This window comes from Belliella marina (assembly GCF_042682445.1).
Classification (GTDB): Bacteria; Bacteroidota; Bacteroidia; order Cytophagales; family Cyclobacteriaceae; genus Belliella; species Belliella marina.
This window is the reverse complement of the sequence record NZ_JBHUHR010000046.1, coordinates 55,583-72,618: the sequence shown is the minus strand read 5'-3', so window position 1 is coordinate 72,618 and position 17,036 is coordinate 55,583. Positions and strand designations below refer to the sequence as shown.

Below are 17,036 nucleotides of genomic sequence, written 5' to 3'. Positions count from 1 at the left end.
CGCACCTTCTTTTCGTAGTTCTCACCATTTAAAACCGTTCCTGCCTGCCGGCAGGCAGGTTGACAAAGTGAGAATAGTCGAACTCAGGTTATAAAGTATCACGTTGTTTTCCGCGCCCATCAGCAGCATCGCAAACATAAATAATAACTCGGTTTTGATTTTTTCCCACAAATTCATACTATATAAATTTGACTAAATCCCCTTTATTCTTGAATTAGCAACCAATGGTTTGGCCCAAATCCCTATGGACAAGATGAAAGCCAAGGGGACAAGGAGTATATACATCGCATTTTGCAAGCCAAACTGATCTGCAAAACCTCCAATAACCAATGGAAAAACTGCACCTCCCACAATGGCACTACAAAGGATTCCTGCAAAGGTGCCATGCCCAAAGGATACGGAGTTCAATGCCAATGAGATGATTACCGACCACATGACCGACAGGAAAAAACCTGTCAAGGGAAATGCTACCAAAGCGATTGACTGACTTCCATTCAATGCAAATAACAGGGATAAAATTGCTCCAGAACTAAATATCAACAAAACCATTTTGCTATCTATCAGCTTGAGAAGGACCAAGCCCAATAAGCAACCTATCGTCAACAAGCCCCAAAAGTACGAGATTGTCGTAGCGCCTGTGGTAGCAGGATCCAGTCCATGATAATCTTGAAGGAACTTTGATATCCAATTTGCAATGCCCTGCTCACTGCCAACATAGCAAAATATACCCAGAAAATACAACCAGACAATTCTCATTTGAAGCAGGTTCTTCAATTTGCCCCCCAACTCAATCTTTTCATCTTCCTGCAGGTTGACTTTGGGGAATTTGACCGTCGAAATGATCAGAATCATCATAATAGAGACCAAGGCAAATACCCAGTAAACCGATAACCAAGCAAGCTCAGCTGGTACCATTGCTTCCATCCATCTGAAATAACTGATATCGGAACCGCTATGGATGTTCAGTACCAAATAACTGTAAAGCTGAGGACTCAAAAAGGAAGCTGCCCCAAATGCCAATTGCCCCAAAACTGAATAGAAGGCAAAATTCGCTTCTCCACCTGTCGTCCTTAGCAATGGATTGATCACAACTTGTAGCATGGCCATTCCTATCCCAATTATAAATAGAGAAACCAAAGCAGCTGTAAAACTTGCATTGATCGCAAAAATCAAGGCTCCAGCGGCTGCCAGGCCAAAGGCAAACAGCAATATTCTCTTCTCTTGGTATTTTTCGACCAACAAACCTGCCGGAAGTGACATGACTCCATATGCCACAAAAAATGAAAATGGCAAAAACCCAGCTAAGCCCAAACTCAATGAATAACTTTCGATGATAGCTGGAATGATCGGACCCAAAATGTTCGTCAGCAATGATATGACAAAGAATATTAAAAAAATCAATACGAGTATGTGGTGGCTTTTTTTCATACTTTTTTGCAGTGGGATTGGTGGATTGGTTATTGGGGAATAGTTGAGTAAGGGAATAGGTTATTGAGAATTAAGTTATATGCTACTTTGCAAGTAGCCATTTAAATTATGTGTTCATTATAATTTGAGCATCAGTTGACTATCATCTGTGAATTGTCGACAATTATCTGCAATAACTAAACAACTATCGGCTAAAGACCGATAGGTTTGGTTTCGTCTAAAGGAGACTAAAGTGAATCCGAGACTTAGTGTTCTTTGTGAAAAACTTGGTGATCTTTGTGGTTATAATTTTTACCACAATGATCACCAAGTAAAAACACCAAGTTCACAAAGAAAAAACACTAAAGTCTTCACCTAAAGGCGAGGCATTTCCCCCCAGATTGATACACTAATTGCTTAAATTAACTTACTGGTATCATTGCGGGTAATCATATTTGGTTATTGAATGAAATTGGCTTAGCAATTAACCTTTACTATAGGCTCTAAATCAACTTAATCACCTAATAACTATTCACTCAACTAACTAATAACTGTTCTCATAATTTATCTACGGACTTGGATATCTACCTCCGCACCAAGGTTTTCAGCAAGTGTTTTTAGATAGTTTTTGAAGTATGCCTCTTCCCTAAATTTTTCATCAGCAAGCTCCCAGGCAGCTACTGCATAATATGAAAGCTGTTTTCCATCTTCAATCTTCATTCTGGCCAAATAGCTATTCGAAAGGGATCCTTCCTTCGGGGCTTCAGTAAAACCTATGTAATATTCTTTCGGCACTATTAGCGCCAAGCCCAAATACCATTCCTTCTCATAGGTCTGTAGATCATGTGTATAAAGCACTTGAAACTCCCCTACTTCCATTTGAACCAATGGCTTGTCCGTCCTGGAATTGACCAAGCCAATCACCATTTCTTCATCTCCCTGAATCCCCGAAATGCTTACCGTGTTTTGATAACCATGCATACCTGGCCAAATAGAAGTAAATTCCTCTACTTGGTATGTTCGTCCAAGTCCTTCTGGATTCCAATCATGGTAATCGAACTTCATCAGTCCCCGAATAGGGCCATTTGCCAAAACGATATAATCAGTCTCCGATACATTGTTGAGTGAATCCTGCTCAGTCACCCCTAACCTTGCCAAGTGATCCCCAATCCTCAACCCATAGCCACCAATTCCTACAGAGTTTCCTACTGCCAAAATATCCCGACCCCAATCTTCCATCACATGGTAATTGTCCTCGGTGACCCCAGCTTCATTGATCCCCACATCATCCGGGGACATATATTTGACTTTTTTTCCAAATACGTCTTTGGAATTCCTTCCATCCAAGTAATGTCTGAAACCCACACAGTCATTTTCCCAAGAAGGACCATCGGTTTGATAAGGCTGATATCCCATCACTCCTGGAAGTTGGTCTGGATAAAATGTGTGGCTTATGGCAGGTTTCACAATGTCATTCTCCGAAGCCCGAACCCCAAACCTTACATTGACGCGCTTTTCGAACTTCGGCTTATTTTCCAGCAACATCAATTTAAAGTTTCTTTTCTCTCCAGCTTTGAGGTCAGTAAGGAAAAACAACTCATCCCAAATCCCATCACCATCCGAGTCGTCAAACTGAGCTGGCAAGGTATCGTTCTTTTCCGTCAAGATGATCGGGTAGAAATCCCCATCTTTTATTTCTGTAAAATGGCTTCTCGGGATGATCACGGTCTTTTCATCAAGGTCGATGCTTCCAGTATATCCCAGCTGAATATCAAAGTATTGAGCTTGATCTTCCCTTTGACAAGAAGTCAACCCCATAATTCCAACCAAAGAAACGATTCCGATTTTTCTGCTAAGATTCATAAAGGCTTTGGTTTTACTTGAGGGTAAGGGTATGGGTAAAAGGTGTCATTCCAGTGAGATACACATGGTTTCCTGTTGTTCTTAAGGTTCCGAAGTGAACCGTGTACATTTCTCCATCAAGACGGTAAATATTTCCATGTTTCTTGATACCAGGACCGAAGGTGATTTCATCTTTGCCATTTTTATAACTTCCCATTCCTTCCTCCAGAAACCGGTTTCCTTGTGTATCCACCACATCGCTGACTCCCGTAAATTCTCCGCCTTCGTCAAAGCAAAGCTCCACAGTCACCGGAACCCCTTCCAAGCCGGTCACTTCTATCAATAAATCTGCTTGCCCCTTGTTTTCCTGAATGGTGATTTTACTTTCCAAGGTTTTTACATTGCTGACAGGCCTGTCTTCAAATGACATTTTGCTCCAAAACCTGCCATCCACACTTGGTCCCAACTCGTAATCCCCCGCTTCATTCCTGAGGTTTTGTGGCAGTGGTTGGTAGTAGGGAGCTTGAAGTTTTTTGTACAGGATGTACTGTCCATCTTTGTCTTCTAGTCCATCACTTCTAAAATGTCCCATGCTGAAAAATGCGGAAGACATTCTGATATGCTTGAGGATTGCCTCACCTTTTCTGTAAGAAAAGAAATTGGGGCTGATCGATCTGCCAGAGGCGATGATAAGCGGCCAATCCACTCCTCCGAAAATAGTCATTGTCGTGTCCTCCCTGCGGATTCTTGCCAGGCTGCTTGTGGGAAATACTTTGGCATAGTCCCTTGGAAGCGGTGCGGATGGTGGCATTTCTTCCTGGAGTATTTCATGTTCCATAAAATAGTAGAGGCCTCCACGGACAATTTCAGCCTCAAAACCCTCAAACCCTTCTATCTGTCTGGCTATTCCAGCGAAAAATGGATTGTTGTCTTTGATTGCCAAGTATCGGAAATTCAAATATTGGGAAACAATATTTTTGTGTGAATATTGATCCTGACGTCTGGAATCGAATGTAACCAAATCACCATTTGGCTCCATATAGTAATAAGACATTTCCAGGTTTTTCCTCACCGGCTCCAACAGTTCTTCCTTGTCGAGTAACTTGGCCATGGTGATAAATGCTTCATTCTCCACTGCCGAATAATTCATGCTTCGCTCAGGATAATGTCCATCTTCATCAATAAATATCCCCTCACCCAACCAGTCATCTACCCGGTTTACATACCTTTCATCTGGATACACATGGTTGATTTTGGCCAATGCAGCACTCAATACCCAGCGGTGGTTTGGAGTATGGATTCCGCCAGTCACCAGTGCCTCACCTGCATTGGTGATGAATTTCTTGAGATCGAATTTTACCTTTGCCAAAGCTGGTTGGCTTTGATCCCTCAGAATCTTGGCTGCAGCGCAAAGTGGCTCCATCACAAAGGCAGTATCTGGAGGTGATTCGAGATTACCTGTATTCATGGTACCATCAGCACGCTGCTGTGAAAGCAAAAATGCCGTCAACCCCTCCATCCTTTCCAATACCCTGGGATTGTTATGAAATGAAGATTCCGGATGGCAATAACTGGCAGTCAGCACAGCAAAATCATACCCTTGCTGCCTGACATAGGATTTTGGATTGCTGTTTTCGGGCAAAATCAACTGGGCAGTCAATTGGTCATTTGATCGGACCAACCTATCCAATATTTTTTTGTCTGTTGAAGATAATTTTGGGCCAGCTGCCCAAACATTCGAAGCAAATGGAACCAATGTGGTCAACAATCCCAAACTAGCCGATTGTTTGATAAATGTTTTTCTGGATATCTTTTTCATTCTAATAATCTTATTGTCTTACAATGCTGGTTTCGTATAGCAACTCCCCGGAATGGGAAATCGCAAAAACCTGAATCTGGTCAACAGTGGCTGAAAATACCAAGAAGCCAAACTCCTTTTTTGCAAATTTGCTGAAAGGAAGTGTTCCTACATCGGTAGCTTCTGAAGCCGAACCTGAAATAAAATGGTGTACACCGCCCTCTGGCAACAAATGTTGCAAACTGTGGTCATGGCCGGAAATATAGGCATCTACCTGATTGGATTCCAAAATCCCCCGCAAGCTGCTTCTGATAGACCGTGTATCATAACCTTCCCGCCTCTTCTCACTTGCCGTAAACATAGGATGATGGCCAATCACCAATTTCCATCTTTTATCATCTCGGGACAATGTTTCCTTCAACCAGCCAATCTGAGCGACAGTATCCTGGGTCATAACATTTGGCCCATATTCTGCATTGTTATAAAATTCGGGGATCAAGGGATTGGTATCTATAAAAGTAATCTGGAGAAGATTGTCCTTGCTTCCTTTGAGCCTGAAGTCTTTGGTATAATATCTTCCTGGCATAACCCAGCGCCTGCTGATGTTTGTATACTCCACTTGGGCATCAGGATTACCCATATAGTCATGGTTTCCAAGAATGCTATACCATTCCCTTTGGTGTGCAAAATCTTTGTACACATCTTCAAAGGAATAATGCCAATGCGCATCTTGTACACTGGCAACACCCTTGGGATAAAAATTATCCCCTACACTGATAAAAAACTGGGCATGGATTTCCTTGGCGGTTTTCGCTATCTGATCTGCTACCTGTATCTGATGGTCATCACCATACCTTCCCCAATCGCCCAGTACGATAAAATTCAGTGCATCGGGAGACAATTTGCTACTAAGGGGTTCCTGCTGGGCAATCAGTTGGCTTTGGAATCCACCCAAGAGCATGCATCCAAAAAACAAATATTTCAGTTGATTTTTGAAATTCCCTGTAGCTTTCAAGGATTTTTTGGTAGTGTTTATCATAGTGGCTTGTTATTTAAACCCGGCTTATGCACTAGAATTTCTATTACGGGTTTAAAACACTTCAAAACCAGACACTTTGCTTCACTTTTCGAGTTCACCGTAGCAAAGCTACGCATCACTCTCCAAAGTGACTGGTTTTCTTGTGTTTTCAACCCTCACTACGAAACCTAATGCATAAGTCGGGTTAAAAAAGTGACTATATTGGGTATTTGGAATAATTCCCTATACCAAATATAGTCACATATTCATTTAGAATTTACAGATCAAAGCCGTTTAGTTTGGAAACGAGACCTATCTGGTTTAAATCTTTCTTATGACCTTTTCACCAAATAAAGTGTAAGTTCAAATTTCAGCAGAAAACCTTAAGTCCTTACCCAAACGACAATGACTCTTAATTGTACTGTGGATTCTGGGTCAAAGTACCACCTGTATAGTCAATCTCAGTTTGTGGAATAGGCCTCAGCAAATGGAATGGTTTGATGGCATTGTTGAGCGCTGCATGTGGATTGTGTGCCAGTACCCTTTCGATCAATTTACCTGTACGTTTGAGATCCATCCATCGGCTTACTTCACCAGCCAATTCCCTTGCACTCTCATCCAAAATCAAATCTATATTTACTTGTCCAGCAGCAATTGGCTGATTCAGACCTGCCCTTGCTCTTACCGCATTGAGATGCTCAGCTGCTTTTGCTGAATTGTTAAGTTGCAAATAGGCTTCGGCTGCCAACAACCTCGTCTCTCCCGATCTCATGATGATGGCATCCCGTTCCCCATCAGGGTTGATTCCAGGGTTGGTATAAGGGACTCCCGGGTCATCAAATTTCCTGAACATAGGGTATTGAACTTGGGTAAAACCGTTTGGAATAAAATAATTTGCTGGATTTACCACCACATAGGGTTTGCTTTGGATCACAGCCTGACTCCAAGGTGTTTTTGGAAAATAAATAGAAGTATCACCAGCCATGATATTTGCATCTGGATTGCTCACTTCAGCCAACAACAATCTGCGTACAGTAGCAGCTTCCCTTTGATCTCCTTCAGCAAACAAGCTATAGAAAAACGGTGTAGGTGCTGAACCCAGGCCTCTATGGTACAAAGTAGACCTAGTTTGGCCAGGATAAACATCATATACAAACTTAAACAGCAAATGCCTGCTATTTCCAACACCACGGGAAACAGGACTTGAACCGTATAAAACCGAAAATATCACCTCGCTGTTTCTTTGGTTCTCCCTGGATACGAGGGAAGCATAACTATTCACCAAAGGGTGTGCACTGATTACTGTCTCGGCAAGTGCTGCTGCTTGGGTAAAATCAGCTGGAGTCCCAAAGCTTTTATACCCTTTTGTCAACAATACTTTTGACAAAAGATGTCTTACCGCATTCTTCGAAACCCTGCCATAAGCAGAGGGATTCTCCAACACACCTTGCAGGGCATCATTGAGATCCAGAATAATCTGATCGTATACTTCTTGCTCCGAATTTCTGACAAATTCAAACTGGGCAGTCCTGATTTCATTCAAAACCAAAGGGACACCACCAAACTGCTCCACCAAACTAAAGTATGCAAAGCCTCTGAAGAACTTCGCTTCCGCAATACCAATAGTTTTCTTGTCTGCGGTCAAGCCTACAATTTCCTCAGAGCGGTCAATTGCCGTATTTACGGCAGAAATCAATCTATAATTGACATACCAATGATTCGATACAGCTCCATTCACTGGTCTCAAGTTCACATAATCGTTGATCTCACTTATCCCAGCTATGATATCACCCCTGGTAAATATATCTGTACCCGTATGTTCCAAGTCATAGGCAGAGGTTACCCCCCGCATCCTATCATAAACCTCCGCTACCAATTGGTCAAAGAATGCAGGATCTAACCTCGCTACCACATCTGATTCGAAAGTTTTATTCTCTTCGTCAAGAAAATCACTGCAGCCCAGTGTTGCAAACAACATTGCCACCAAGCAAAGTATGTTTATATTTTTATTGAAAGTTTTCATGTTGGATTCGATTAAAATTTGACATTGATACCACCCATCAAGATTCTGGAAAGAGACGCAGAGCCCCAGCTGTTTCTGGCTGCTGTCTCAGGATCCCACCCTTCATACGAAGTGAATGTAAATGGATTTTGTGCGGTAAAATAAACCCTTAGACTATTCACTTTCAGAGGCTTGATGACAGACTCCCCAAAATTGTACCCCAAAGTGATGTAGCCAACCTTTACAAATGACACATCCCTATACACCAAAGGCTCTGCAAAAGGACCATCGTTACTCGGCTGATGCCATTCATTGGATGGGTTGTCCGGTGTCCAATAATTTGTTTTCAAACTATTGAACCTTGCCAAGACATTATAATACCCAGAATGGGAGATATGGAAATAACTCGCAGATGTAGCTCCCTGAAGCGTATGGACAAAGAAAGAAAAATCAAAATTCTTATAATTGAATGTATTGGAAATCCCGCCTGTCCATTTTGGTAGGTTATTTCCTATGATATCCCTGTCATTGGCATCGATTACCCCATCATTGTTGATGTCTTTCACCTTGACCTGCCCTGGCAATTGGCCAACAGCTTGGGCTTGTTCCAATTCATCCAGTTGCCAGATTCCATCAAATACCCAAGTATAGATAGAACCTATCGATTCCCCTACCCTGTGGATATAAGAACCCGCTTGGACACCAAACAAAATCTCATCAGTTTGACCTGTCAATTTGGTAATCCTATTTCTATTGCTTGCAAAATTGAGGGAGGAAGTCCATCGGAAATTCCCATTGTCAAAGTTGACAGAATTGAGTGATAGCTCTATTCCCCTGTTGGTCGCATTGCCTATATTTTCAAAAACACCGGTATGACCTGTCATAATAGAAGTTGGCCTGTAAAATATGATACCCGTATTTTGTCTTTCATATAAGTCCAAAGAACCATACAGCCTGTTTTTGAAAAATCCAAAATCAATCCCCAAGTTAATTTCTTTGGTTCTTTCCCAGGTGAGGTCCCTATTGACCAAATTAGTGATATAGGCTGTCTGTATAGCTTGGCCACCCAAATTGGTAAACCTGGAACCTATCAAAGATTGTGACCCAAGGGGTGCCAGTCCACCTCCGCCACCATTGTTGCCTGTCTCACCATAACTCAATCGGACTTTGAGGTCTTCAACTGTACTCTGTCCCTTCATGAAAGACTCATCAGAAACCCTCCACGCGACTGCAGCGGATGGGAAAAATGCCCATTTGTTGCCTTCAGCCAACATAGAAGATCCGTCATATCTCCCTGTCAATGTGAGCAGATATTTGTCTTTCAAATTGTAATTTACCCGTGCTGTATAGGATTCCAAGGTTTGTTTGATTAGCCCGCTGGTAACATCCCTTACATCTGGTCCAGCCTGCATATTGTAGAACAAAAACTGGTCTGTAGTATACCCTCTTCTCTGCATCCTGTAATTCTCAAACCTATCAGAGAACATAGAATATACAAAAGTGGCATTGATCACATGGTCATCTCCAAACTGAGTGTTATAATTGATGATATTATCCCATGTGTAGGAGATGCGGTTTCCATTGGTCACATCAGCCCTTGTGTTTTGGATGATTCCGTTGGTTGATTTATTGTATCTTCCCCTGTATTCCCCATATCTCATAAACTCTATATTTGGGGAGAAGTTGGAGGTGATTTTCAGGTTTTTGATAGGAGTCACCCCAAGGGAAAGATTACTCAGGTAATTCATGGTTCTGGTTTCCATTGTCATGGATTCGGGTTCGAACAATGGATTTGAAATAAATGTTTCCCCTTCGATTGGGAAAAATTTCAATTCCCCATCTGCTTCATAAGGTGATCCTGTAGGTCTCAACCTGTAGGCACTTCTAAGCCCTTCCCTGCTCCCCTCATTTCTGATGGCAAATGAAGCATAGTTGCTGAATCCCAAGGTGACGTGCTTAGAAAGGTTGCTGTTTACATTCGCCCTCAGGTTGACACGTTCGTAATCTTCGCCCGCAAATGTCCCTTCATCTTGGGTATATGCCACACCAAACCCATAAATGGAATTGTCATTTCCACCACTTAGATTCACGGTATGGTTTTGCTGAAAACCAGTGGTTGTGACCAAATCTAGCCAGTTGGTAAATCTTCCTGCGTTGACATTTGCTATTTCATTGGGTCTCATGAAATCACTCAGTACGACATCGTTTACGGTAAAGTCTCTGTTGCCTCCAGCCCACTGGTTTCCTACTACAGCATCTTTGAAATACTGAACAAACTCTTCTCCCTGAAACATATCGGGAATATTGTATGCCTGCCGTACGCCAATATAATTGTCATATTGTACCGAAAGTTTTCCTTTTGCCCCTTTTTTGGTTTCGATAATCACTACCCCATTGGTTCCCCTAGAACCATAAATAGCCGTAGCCGAAGCATCCTTAAGTACATCCATCCGCTCTATATCTGAAGGGTTCAAAAAGGAAATGTCATTGACAAAAATCCCATCTACTATGAACAAAGGGTTTTGTCCTGCACTAAATCCACCTTGATCAACCGTCTCATTTCCATTGATTGTATTTGCACCTCGGATCCGTACATTGAATCCCCCACCGGGCTTATTATCTGCAGCTTGGATATTTACCCCAGCTATCTGTCCCTGAAGTGCCTGGAATGCATTGACTTTGTTCGTTTCTTTGATATTGTCAGAGTTCATCGACCCTACTGCACCGGTAAGATCCCTTCTCTTGGACTCCCCATAACCTATCACTACTACTTCATCCAATTGGGAAATATCTGGTTCAATGGTTACTTCCACGAAACTTCTATTGTTCAGCGCCACTTCTTGGGTCATAAACCCAATGAAGGAGAATACCAAAGTAGCACTTGAAGGATCGTTGACATTGATGGAAAATGCACCATCCAGATCTGTCACTGCGCCATTGGTGGTACCTTTCACCATGACAGTCACACCAGGAAAGGGCTGATTATCCTCTCCTGATATGACTACGCCTGTTATGGTGGAACTTTGTGCTTGTGCTGCCATCATCCCCACAAACAGTAAACTAATTGTGAGTGATAATAATCTGAGGTTTGGAATTAGCAGATATCTCTTCCCGAAATACGCTATCCAATTTAAATTGGTAAGGATTCTTTTCATTTGATTTTGGATTATTGTTAGTATTTGATTTTGGGTCAACGTAGAAGCAAGTGAATCGAACTCGATTCCTTGGATTTTAGGCAAGGGAATTCCATGAGCTGATTTATCGTTTGATCAACTTAGAAATTAATAATTACTCAATATAATATTTACTTATTCCCTAACAACCTCAAATGGATAGACTTGGAGAAAATGACACTTTCAATATCAGTTTACTTTCAGCAAAACTTAAGGTGAGATTTCAGACTTTGGATTGGATGACGATTGTATTCTGCCTTTAATTTCAACTGTATTTCACGTTAGTGATTTTCTTCATTGCCTATGCTATATTAACAACAAATTTTCTCTGGAACAAAATCGATTTATGCAAAGGTTTGCATGACACTTATTCGTGGTATTTTTACACTTAAAACATGATTAACTATGGAGTAATTTGTTCAGAATAAACTGAACCAACTTTATCTTCCGAGATTTCACTGATAAATACCGGGCGGTTTTTCTCAACGGATTTCTGTGCTGCCAATGCGATCATCATCGCCTTCAGGCCATCTATTCCCGAGATAGGCATGGCACCTCCCTCTGAGAGTGCTTGTATGAATTTTTGCATTTCTATCTGGTATGACATTGTATATCTTTCCATGAAAAAATTTAACGGCAAGGCTCCATGGGCCCCATGTTGATTGTAAAGCACATGTGTGTCTGGCTTGTTGTTGTCAACTTTAGCCATTCCTTTGGATCCAAAAATCTCCAATCTTTGATCATAGCCATAGATGGCCTTGCGGCTGTTGTCAATCACTGCCATTGTCCCATCTTCATACTTCAATGTAATGACTGCTGTATCAATATCCCCTGCCTTACGCACATCTTCTGATGCAAAAGCGCCAGCAACAGCAAATACCTCCACTACTTCCTTGCCCATGATAAACCTTGCCATATCAAAATCATGTATGGTCATATCCAAGAACATTCCCCCCGAACTTTTGAGGTACTCCAATGATGGTGGTGCAGGGTCTCTGCTGGTGATTTTCAGCAAATGGACATCCCCTATTTCCCCTTCTTGAACCAAAGACCGTATTTTTTGGAAATTTGGGTCAAATCTTCTATTGAAACCTAGCATTAGATTCACCCCACTACCTTTTACTTCCTTCAACGTCTCCAAAACCCTCCCTATCGACAAGTCGTGTGGTTTTTCACAAAAAATATGCTTACCAGCCTGAGCGCATAATGAGATATAATCTGCATGGGTATCCGTTGGGGAGCAAATGATCACAGCATCAATATCAGGATGCTGAATCAACGCTTCTGGGCTGAGATTAGGCACACCTACATCTTTTACGAAAAAAGGATCTGAGATCGCAAGCACTTCTACATGCTCGATTTGGTTTTTTAGGTTATCGAAATGGATCTTTCCAATCCTTCCCATTCCGATCAATCCAACTTTAATATTTTTCATGGTGCATTTGATTTTATTGACTTATTTGGACGAAATTTTACTCAACCAATTTTTCAGATCAGGAACTTGGATAAACCTTGGCCATGGATCTGAAAAATCAATTTGATTCTTGCAATAAATAAGGGAAATTGCTTTCTACAATCTCGAAACGATGTGTCCTTTTGGCCTGTGGGGACACAAACCAAGGAGGTGGAAACAAGGAACCCTTTTGGTTTGCGGGGTCACAGACCAAAGAGATGGAAATGAGGTGTACATTTGGTCTGTGGGGACACAGACCGAGGGTAAACAAAACATATCCATACCAATAGAGACTTCCTTGTTGCGGTAAGCGCAGATACTTTACAACCCCAGTTTTTGAATGTATTTCCTGTTGTGCTCTGCGCATAGCAAAGGGCTGCCCATCCCGGGAAGGACATCCTGCTCCACCACAATCCATCCACTGTAACCTTTTTCCAGCAATATTTCCACAATCTTTTCAAAATCAACCGCACCTTCCCCCAACTTACAGAAAACACCTTCTTTGACCGATTCGAAATAATCCCAGTTATTGGCTTTGCTTTTTCTTCCTACCTCGGGGTCAAAATCTTTGAAATGCACATGCCAAACTCTATCATAGTGGTTTTTGAGTACCCGGACAGGATCACCTCCACCAAACATACAGTGTCCCATATCCAAGCAAAGACCTAACAGATCAGGATCCGTCATCAGCATCAGTTTATCTATCTCTCCCTCAGTTTCCACATAGCCTGCACAGTGATGGTGAAACACAGTCCTCAGCCCATATTTTTCTTTCAACTCCCTTGCAATCCTATTGGCTCCTTTGGCAAATACGTTCCACTCATCTTCATTTAAGCCCATCCCTTCCCCGATCCTTCCAGCATTTTGGGTTCTTTCCTGAACCGAACCATTTTCATCGGCAAGCACGATAAATGCATCTTTAAAGCCAGCATCAACCAATAGCTTGGCGACATTTAATGCCTTTTCCACTCCTATTGAATGTTCTGATTCTTTGGCCAAAGCTACAGGTACAAAAGCACCGGGAATCCAAAAATCAATATCGGTTATCACCTTTTTCAGTGCTGGGGGATCTGTAGGCATAAAACCCCAATCTCCAAGCTCCGAACCTACATACCCTGAAGTCTGCATTTCTGTCAGGACTTCCATATATCCTTTGGATTCCCCTTCAAGGCCAAATTCCAAAGCTCCCCATGAACACGGGGCATTTGCTATTTTTATCATCTGCTGTTAAATGTTTAGAATTTCCTGGTCCATTCGCGTGGCCAACGCTCAATTACTACTTTAGTCTGTGTAAAAAACTCAATCCCATGTCTTCCCTGGCCATGTAGATCTCCAAAAAAGCTATCATTCCATCCACTGAATGGAAATTGGGCCATTGGGGCAGCGACACCTATATTGACCCCGATATTTCCTGCATCCGCTTCATTTCTGAACTTTCGTGCACTCGCCCCACTACTGGTAAAGATGCAGGCCATGTTTCCATAATTGTTGGAGTTGATAAATGCGATGGCCTGCTCGATATCCTTCATGGGCAAAAGACTCATGACAGGCCCAAATATTTCCGTTTTGACCAATTCTCCACCAAGTGGAAGTCCTTCCAAAATGCTAGGGGCGATAAAATTTCCATTTTGGTATCCCGAAACTTGATGACCTCTACCATCCAATAGAAGATTTGCACCTTCCCCTATCCCTTTTTCTATCAGCATTTCGACCCGTGACTTGCTCTGGGAAGAAATCACCGGTCCCATCTCTACAGACTCATCAAGCCCAAAACCTGTGACCTTTTTCTTTGCCGCTTCATAAATACTCTCTTTGATCTGACCACCGCCATCACCGACCGTGATGATATTGGATGCAGCAAGGCAACGCTGCCCTGCACAGCCATAGACACTATCCGCTATGATATTGGCAGTCACCTCCAAGTCGGCATCAGGCATGATGACCACTGGGTTTTTTGCTCCTCCCTGTGCCTGGACACGTTTGCCGTTGGCAGCACCTTTGCTGTAAATATACCGGGCTACAGAGGTAGACCCGACAAAACTCACAGCTTTCACTTTTGGATGCCCAAGCATGGCATCCACGGTCTCTTTACCCCCGTGCACCAGACTCACCAAGCCTTTAGGCAACCCAATGTTTTCCATCAATTCAAACACCTTGACCATTGTCAAAGGAACCTTTTCCGATGGCTTGATGATAAAGGAATTGCCACAAGCAATGGCATAAGGCAAAAACCAGAAAGGGATCATCCCCGGAAAATTGAAAGGGGCAATACAGACACAGACTCCCAAAGCTTGGCGAATCATAAACTCATCAACTCCCCTGGCGATGTTTTCCGAAAACTCGCTCTGGATCAAAGTTGGAGTCGCACAAGCAGTTTCCACATTTTCTATGGCACGCTGAAGCTCAGCCCTTGATTCTACGATTGTCTTACCGCACTCCAAGGTGATGATTCTTGACAATTCTTCCTGATTTTGCTCCAAAAGCACCTTTAGCTTGTAAAGTGGCTGAACCCTTTGCATGACCGGTACATTTTTCCATTCCAAATAAGCTTCATGCGCACTTTGCACCGCTGCATCCAAATCCTTGGCAGTCCCTATTCCAAAAGGTACTGTCGCCAAAGTCTCTTGGGTAGCAGGATTGATGACTGGGGTAGTCTGTGTTTCAGCACTTGCTACCCACTGTCCATTGATATAGTTTTTGAGTTTTTCCATTATAATTCTCCAATTTTTAAATAGAACCAAATATGATATACACGGCAATAGTGATGATGACCAGAATCGTGGACACCAACCCGGCATATTGCCACCCCTCCATCTGAAAATTACCGAGGGGATATTTTTTCACTGTCTTTTCGGGAGCTGGGACAAAGTAGGACACCAAGAACATGATGGCACAATTGAGCAAAAACTCTATGCCCCAAACATGTACAAAATGAATGTCCAGCTTCAAGATAAATGTGACGATGATATAGAATGCCAAGCCTATGACCAAGGCTATTTTCGCGGCAAAAGCAGTGACTTTCTTAGTCAGAAACCCAGCCAACATGATGGATGCAATCGGGATAAAGAATATCCCATTCAATTGTTGCAGCAACTGAAACAATCCCTCCGGGGCATTTGAAACCATCGGTGCAGCCAGGATGGCCACGACAGCAAGAACCGTAGCGGAGATCTTCCCGGCTCTTACGAGGTTCTTGTCGGTTACGGATGGATGGATGATCCTTTTGTAGATATCGATGCTGAAAATTGTAGAGGCACTATTCAATACGCTATTGAAAGTACTCAAGACTGCTCCCATCAACACTGCTGCAAAGACCCCTGTAAATCCAACGGGAAGTACTTTCTTGACCAAAGCAGGGTAAACCAAGTCTTGGTTTTCCATCAGGGAATCGCCGAAATAATAAAACCCTATAACCCCCGGCAATACGATAACAAAAGGTACAAACAGCTTCAAAGCCCCTGTAAGCAACAAGCCTTTTTGGGCCTCCACAAGGTTTTTTGCACCGAGCGCCCGCTGCAAAATGGTTTGGTTCATACACCAGAAATATATCTGATTGATAATCAATCCTGTAAACAATGTTTCAAAGGGAAGCACTGAGTCCGAATCACCAATAACACTGAATTTTTCGGGTTCATGTTCAAAAACTTTCACAATGCCATTGATCGGGTTTCCGTCCCCAATGAAAACCAAGGCTAACAACGGAATCAAGATACCACCCAGCAGCAAGCCATAGCCGTTGATGGTATCCGATACGGCAACAGCCTTGAGCCCTCCGAAAATGGCATAGATTGATCCCAATATCCCCACAAACAAGACCGTGATCCAAATGCCTTCCTGATGGCTTACACCGAGTAATTCGGAGATCTCGAAAAGACTTTCAAGGTTGATCGCCCCAGTAAAAAGCACAATTGGCAATAAGGTAACAGCAAATGAAACCAAGAGAAAAAAGGCTACCAAAGATCTGGTCGAAGCATCAAACCGGTCTTCCAAATATTGGGGAATGGTAATGAGTCCCATTTTGAGATATTTGGGGACAAAATACAAGGCTGCCAAAATCAAAGCCAGTGCGGAAGTCACTTCCCATGCCACGATGATAAACCCATTTTTATAGGAAGAGCCATTCATGCCTACCAGATGTTCCGTGGAAATGTTTGTCATAATCATGGATCCGGCTATGACTACTCCTGTGAGGCTTTTGCCTCCCAGAAAATATCCCTCTTGTGTGGATAGATTTTCATTTCTGGTTTTGTACCAAGAATAAAATGCCACAAAGAGCGTAAAGCATACAAAACTGACGATGGTTAATACCATTGGATAATATTTTGGGTTTGATGGCTAGGGTT

The 17,036-nt window shown here is 42.5% G+C and carries 10 protein-coding genes; all 10 read right to left on the bottom strand.

Translation table 11 applies throughout. The features are described 5' to 3' along the window. Positions 1 to 192 precede the first annotated feature (192 nt). Complete coding sequence (locus ACFSKL_RS19370; protein WP_376888501.1) at positions 193 to 1,428, bottom strand: MFS transporter; 1,236 nt, start codon at positions 1,426 to 1,428, stop codon at positions 193 to 195. A gap of 543 nt (positions 1,429 to 1,971) precedes the next feature. Further along, positions 1,972 to 3,270, bottom strand: coding sequence for a DUF4861 domain-containing protein (locus ACFSKL_RS19365; RefSeq protein WP_376888499.1), 1,299 nt, complete (start codon positions 3,268 to 3,270; stop codon positions 1,972 to 1,974). 13 nt (positions 3,271 to 3,283) lie between these two features. Then, the gene (locus tag ACFSKL_RS19360; protein ID WP_376888497.1) at positions 3,284 to 5,068 is read right to left on the bottom strand and encodes a hypothetical protein; all 1,785 of its coding nucleotides are present in this window, start codon (positions 5,066 to 5,068) and stop codon (positions 3,284 to 3,286) included. Positions 5,069 to 5,078: 10 nt separating this feature from the next. Beyond that, positions 5,079 to 6,086, bottom strand: a complete 1,008-nt coding sequence (locus tag ACFSKL_RS19355; RefSeq protein ID WP_376888495.1) for a purple acid phosphatase family protein — start codon at positions 6,084 to 6,086, stop codon at positions 5,079 to 5,081. A 391-nt stretch (positions 6,087 to 6,477) separates the two neighbouring features. Beyond that, positions 6,478 to 8,088 carry a RagB/SusD family nutrient uptake outer membrane protein gene (locus ACFSKL_RS19350; protein ID WP_376888493.1) on the bottom strand — a complete coding sequence of 537 codons (1,611 nt, stop codon included), beginning with the start codon at positions 8,086 to 8,088 and terminating at the stop codon, positions 6,478 to 6,480. Positions 8,089 to 8,099: 11 nt separating this feature from the next. Beyond that, positions 8,100 to 11,222 carry a SusC/RagA family TonB-linked outer membrane protein gene (locus tag ACFSKL_RS19345; protein WP_376888491.1) on the bottom strand — a complete coding sequence of 1,041 codons (3,123 nt, stop codon included), beginning with the start codon at positions 11,220 to 11,222 and terminating at the stop codon, positions 8,100 to 8,102. Positions 11,223 to 11,643: 421 nt separating this feature from the next. Further along, positions 11,644 to 12,675 carry an inositol 2-dehydrogenase gene (iolG, locus tag ACFSKL_RS19340; RefSeq protein WP_376888489.1) on the bottom strand — a complete coding sequence of 344 codons (1,032 nt, stop codon included), beginning with the start codon at positions 12,673 to 12,675 and terminating at the stop codon, positions 11,644 to 11,646. A gap of 339 nt (positions 12,676 to 13,014) precedes the next feature. Next, the gene (locus tag ACFSKL_RS19335) at positions 13,015 to 13,914 is read right to left on the bottom strand and encodes a sugar phosphate isomerase/epimerase family protein (RefSeq protein WP_376888487.1); all 900 of its coding nucleotides are present in this window, start codon (positions 13,912 to 13,914) and stop codon (positions 13,015 to 13,017) included. A 14-nt stretch (positions 13,915 to 13,928) separates the two neighbouring features. Further along, positions 13,929 to 15,404 (bottom strand): CoA-acylating methylmalonate-semialdehyde dehydrogenase, encoded by a 1,476-nt coding sequence (locus ACFSKL_RS19330; RefSeq protein ID WP_376888485.1) that lies wholly within the window; start codon positions 15,402 to 15,404, stop codon positions 13,929 to 13,931. Between the two features lie 16 nt (positions 15,405 to 15,420). After that, positions 15,421 to 17,004 carry a solute:sodium symporter family transporter gene (locus tag ACFSKL_RS19325; RefSeq protein WP_376888484.1) on the bottom strand — a complete coding sequence of 528 codons (1,584 nt, stop codon included), beginning with the start codon at positions 17,002 to 17,004 and terminating at the stop codon, positions 15,421 to 15,423. Positions 17,005 to 17,036: the final 32 nt, after the last annotated feature.

Bases quoted from the DNA above. Each gene is read 5' to 3' on its own strand.
- ACFSKL_RS19325 (WP_376888484.1), bottom strand. From the start codon at position 17,004: ATGGTATTAACCATCGTCAGTTTTGTATGCTTTACGCTCTTTGTGGCA.
- ACFSKL_RS19365 (WP_376888499.1), bottom strand. From the start codon at position 3,270: ATGAATCTTAGCAGAAAAATCGGAATCGTTTCTTTGGTTGGAATTATG.
- ACFSKL_RS19350 (WP_376888493.1), bottom strand. From the start codon at position 8,088: ATGAAAACTTTCAATAAAAATATAAACATACTTTGCTTGGTGGCAATG.
- ACFSKL_RS19360 (WP_376888497.1), bottom strand. From the start codon at position 5,068: ATGAAAAAGATATCCAGAAAAACATTTATCAAACAATCGGCTAGTTTG.
- ACFSKL_RS19370 (WP_376888501.1), bottom strand. From the start codon at position 1,428: ATGAAAAAAAGCCACCACATACTCGTATTGATTTTTTTAATATTCTTT.
- ACFSKL_RS19345 (WP_376888491.1), bottom strand. From the start codon at position 11,222: ATGAAAAGAATCCTTACCAATTTAAATTGGATAGCGTATTTCGGGAAG.
- ACFSKL_RS19330 (WP_376888485.1), bottom strand. From the start codon at position 15,404: ATGGAAAAACTCAAAAACTATATCAATGGACAGTGGGTAGCAAGTGCT.
- ACFSKL_RS19355 (WP_376888495.1), bottom strand. From the start codon at position 6,086: ATGATAAACACTACCAAAAAATCCTTGAAAGCTACAGGGAATTTCAAA.
- iolG (WP_376888489.1), bottom strand. From the start codon at position 12,675: ATGAAAAATATTAAAGTTGGATTGATCGGAATGGGAAGGATTGGAAAG.
- ACFSKL_RS19335 (WP_376888487.1), bottom strand. From the start codon at position 13,914: ATGATAAAAATAGCAAATGCCCCGTGTTCATGGGGAGCTTTGGAATTT.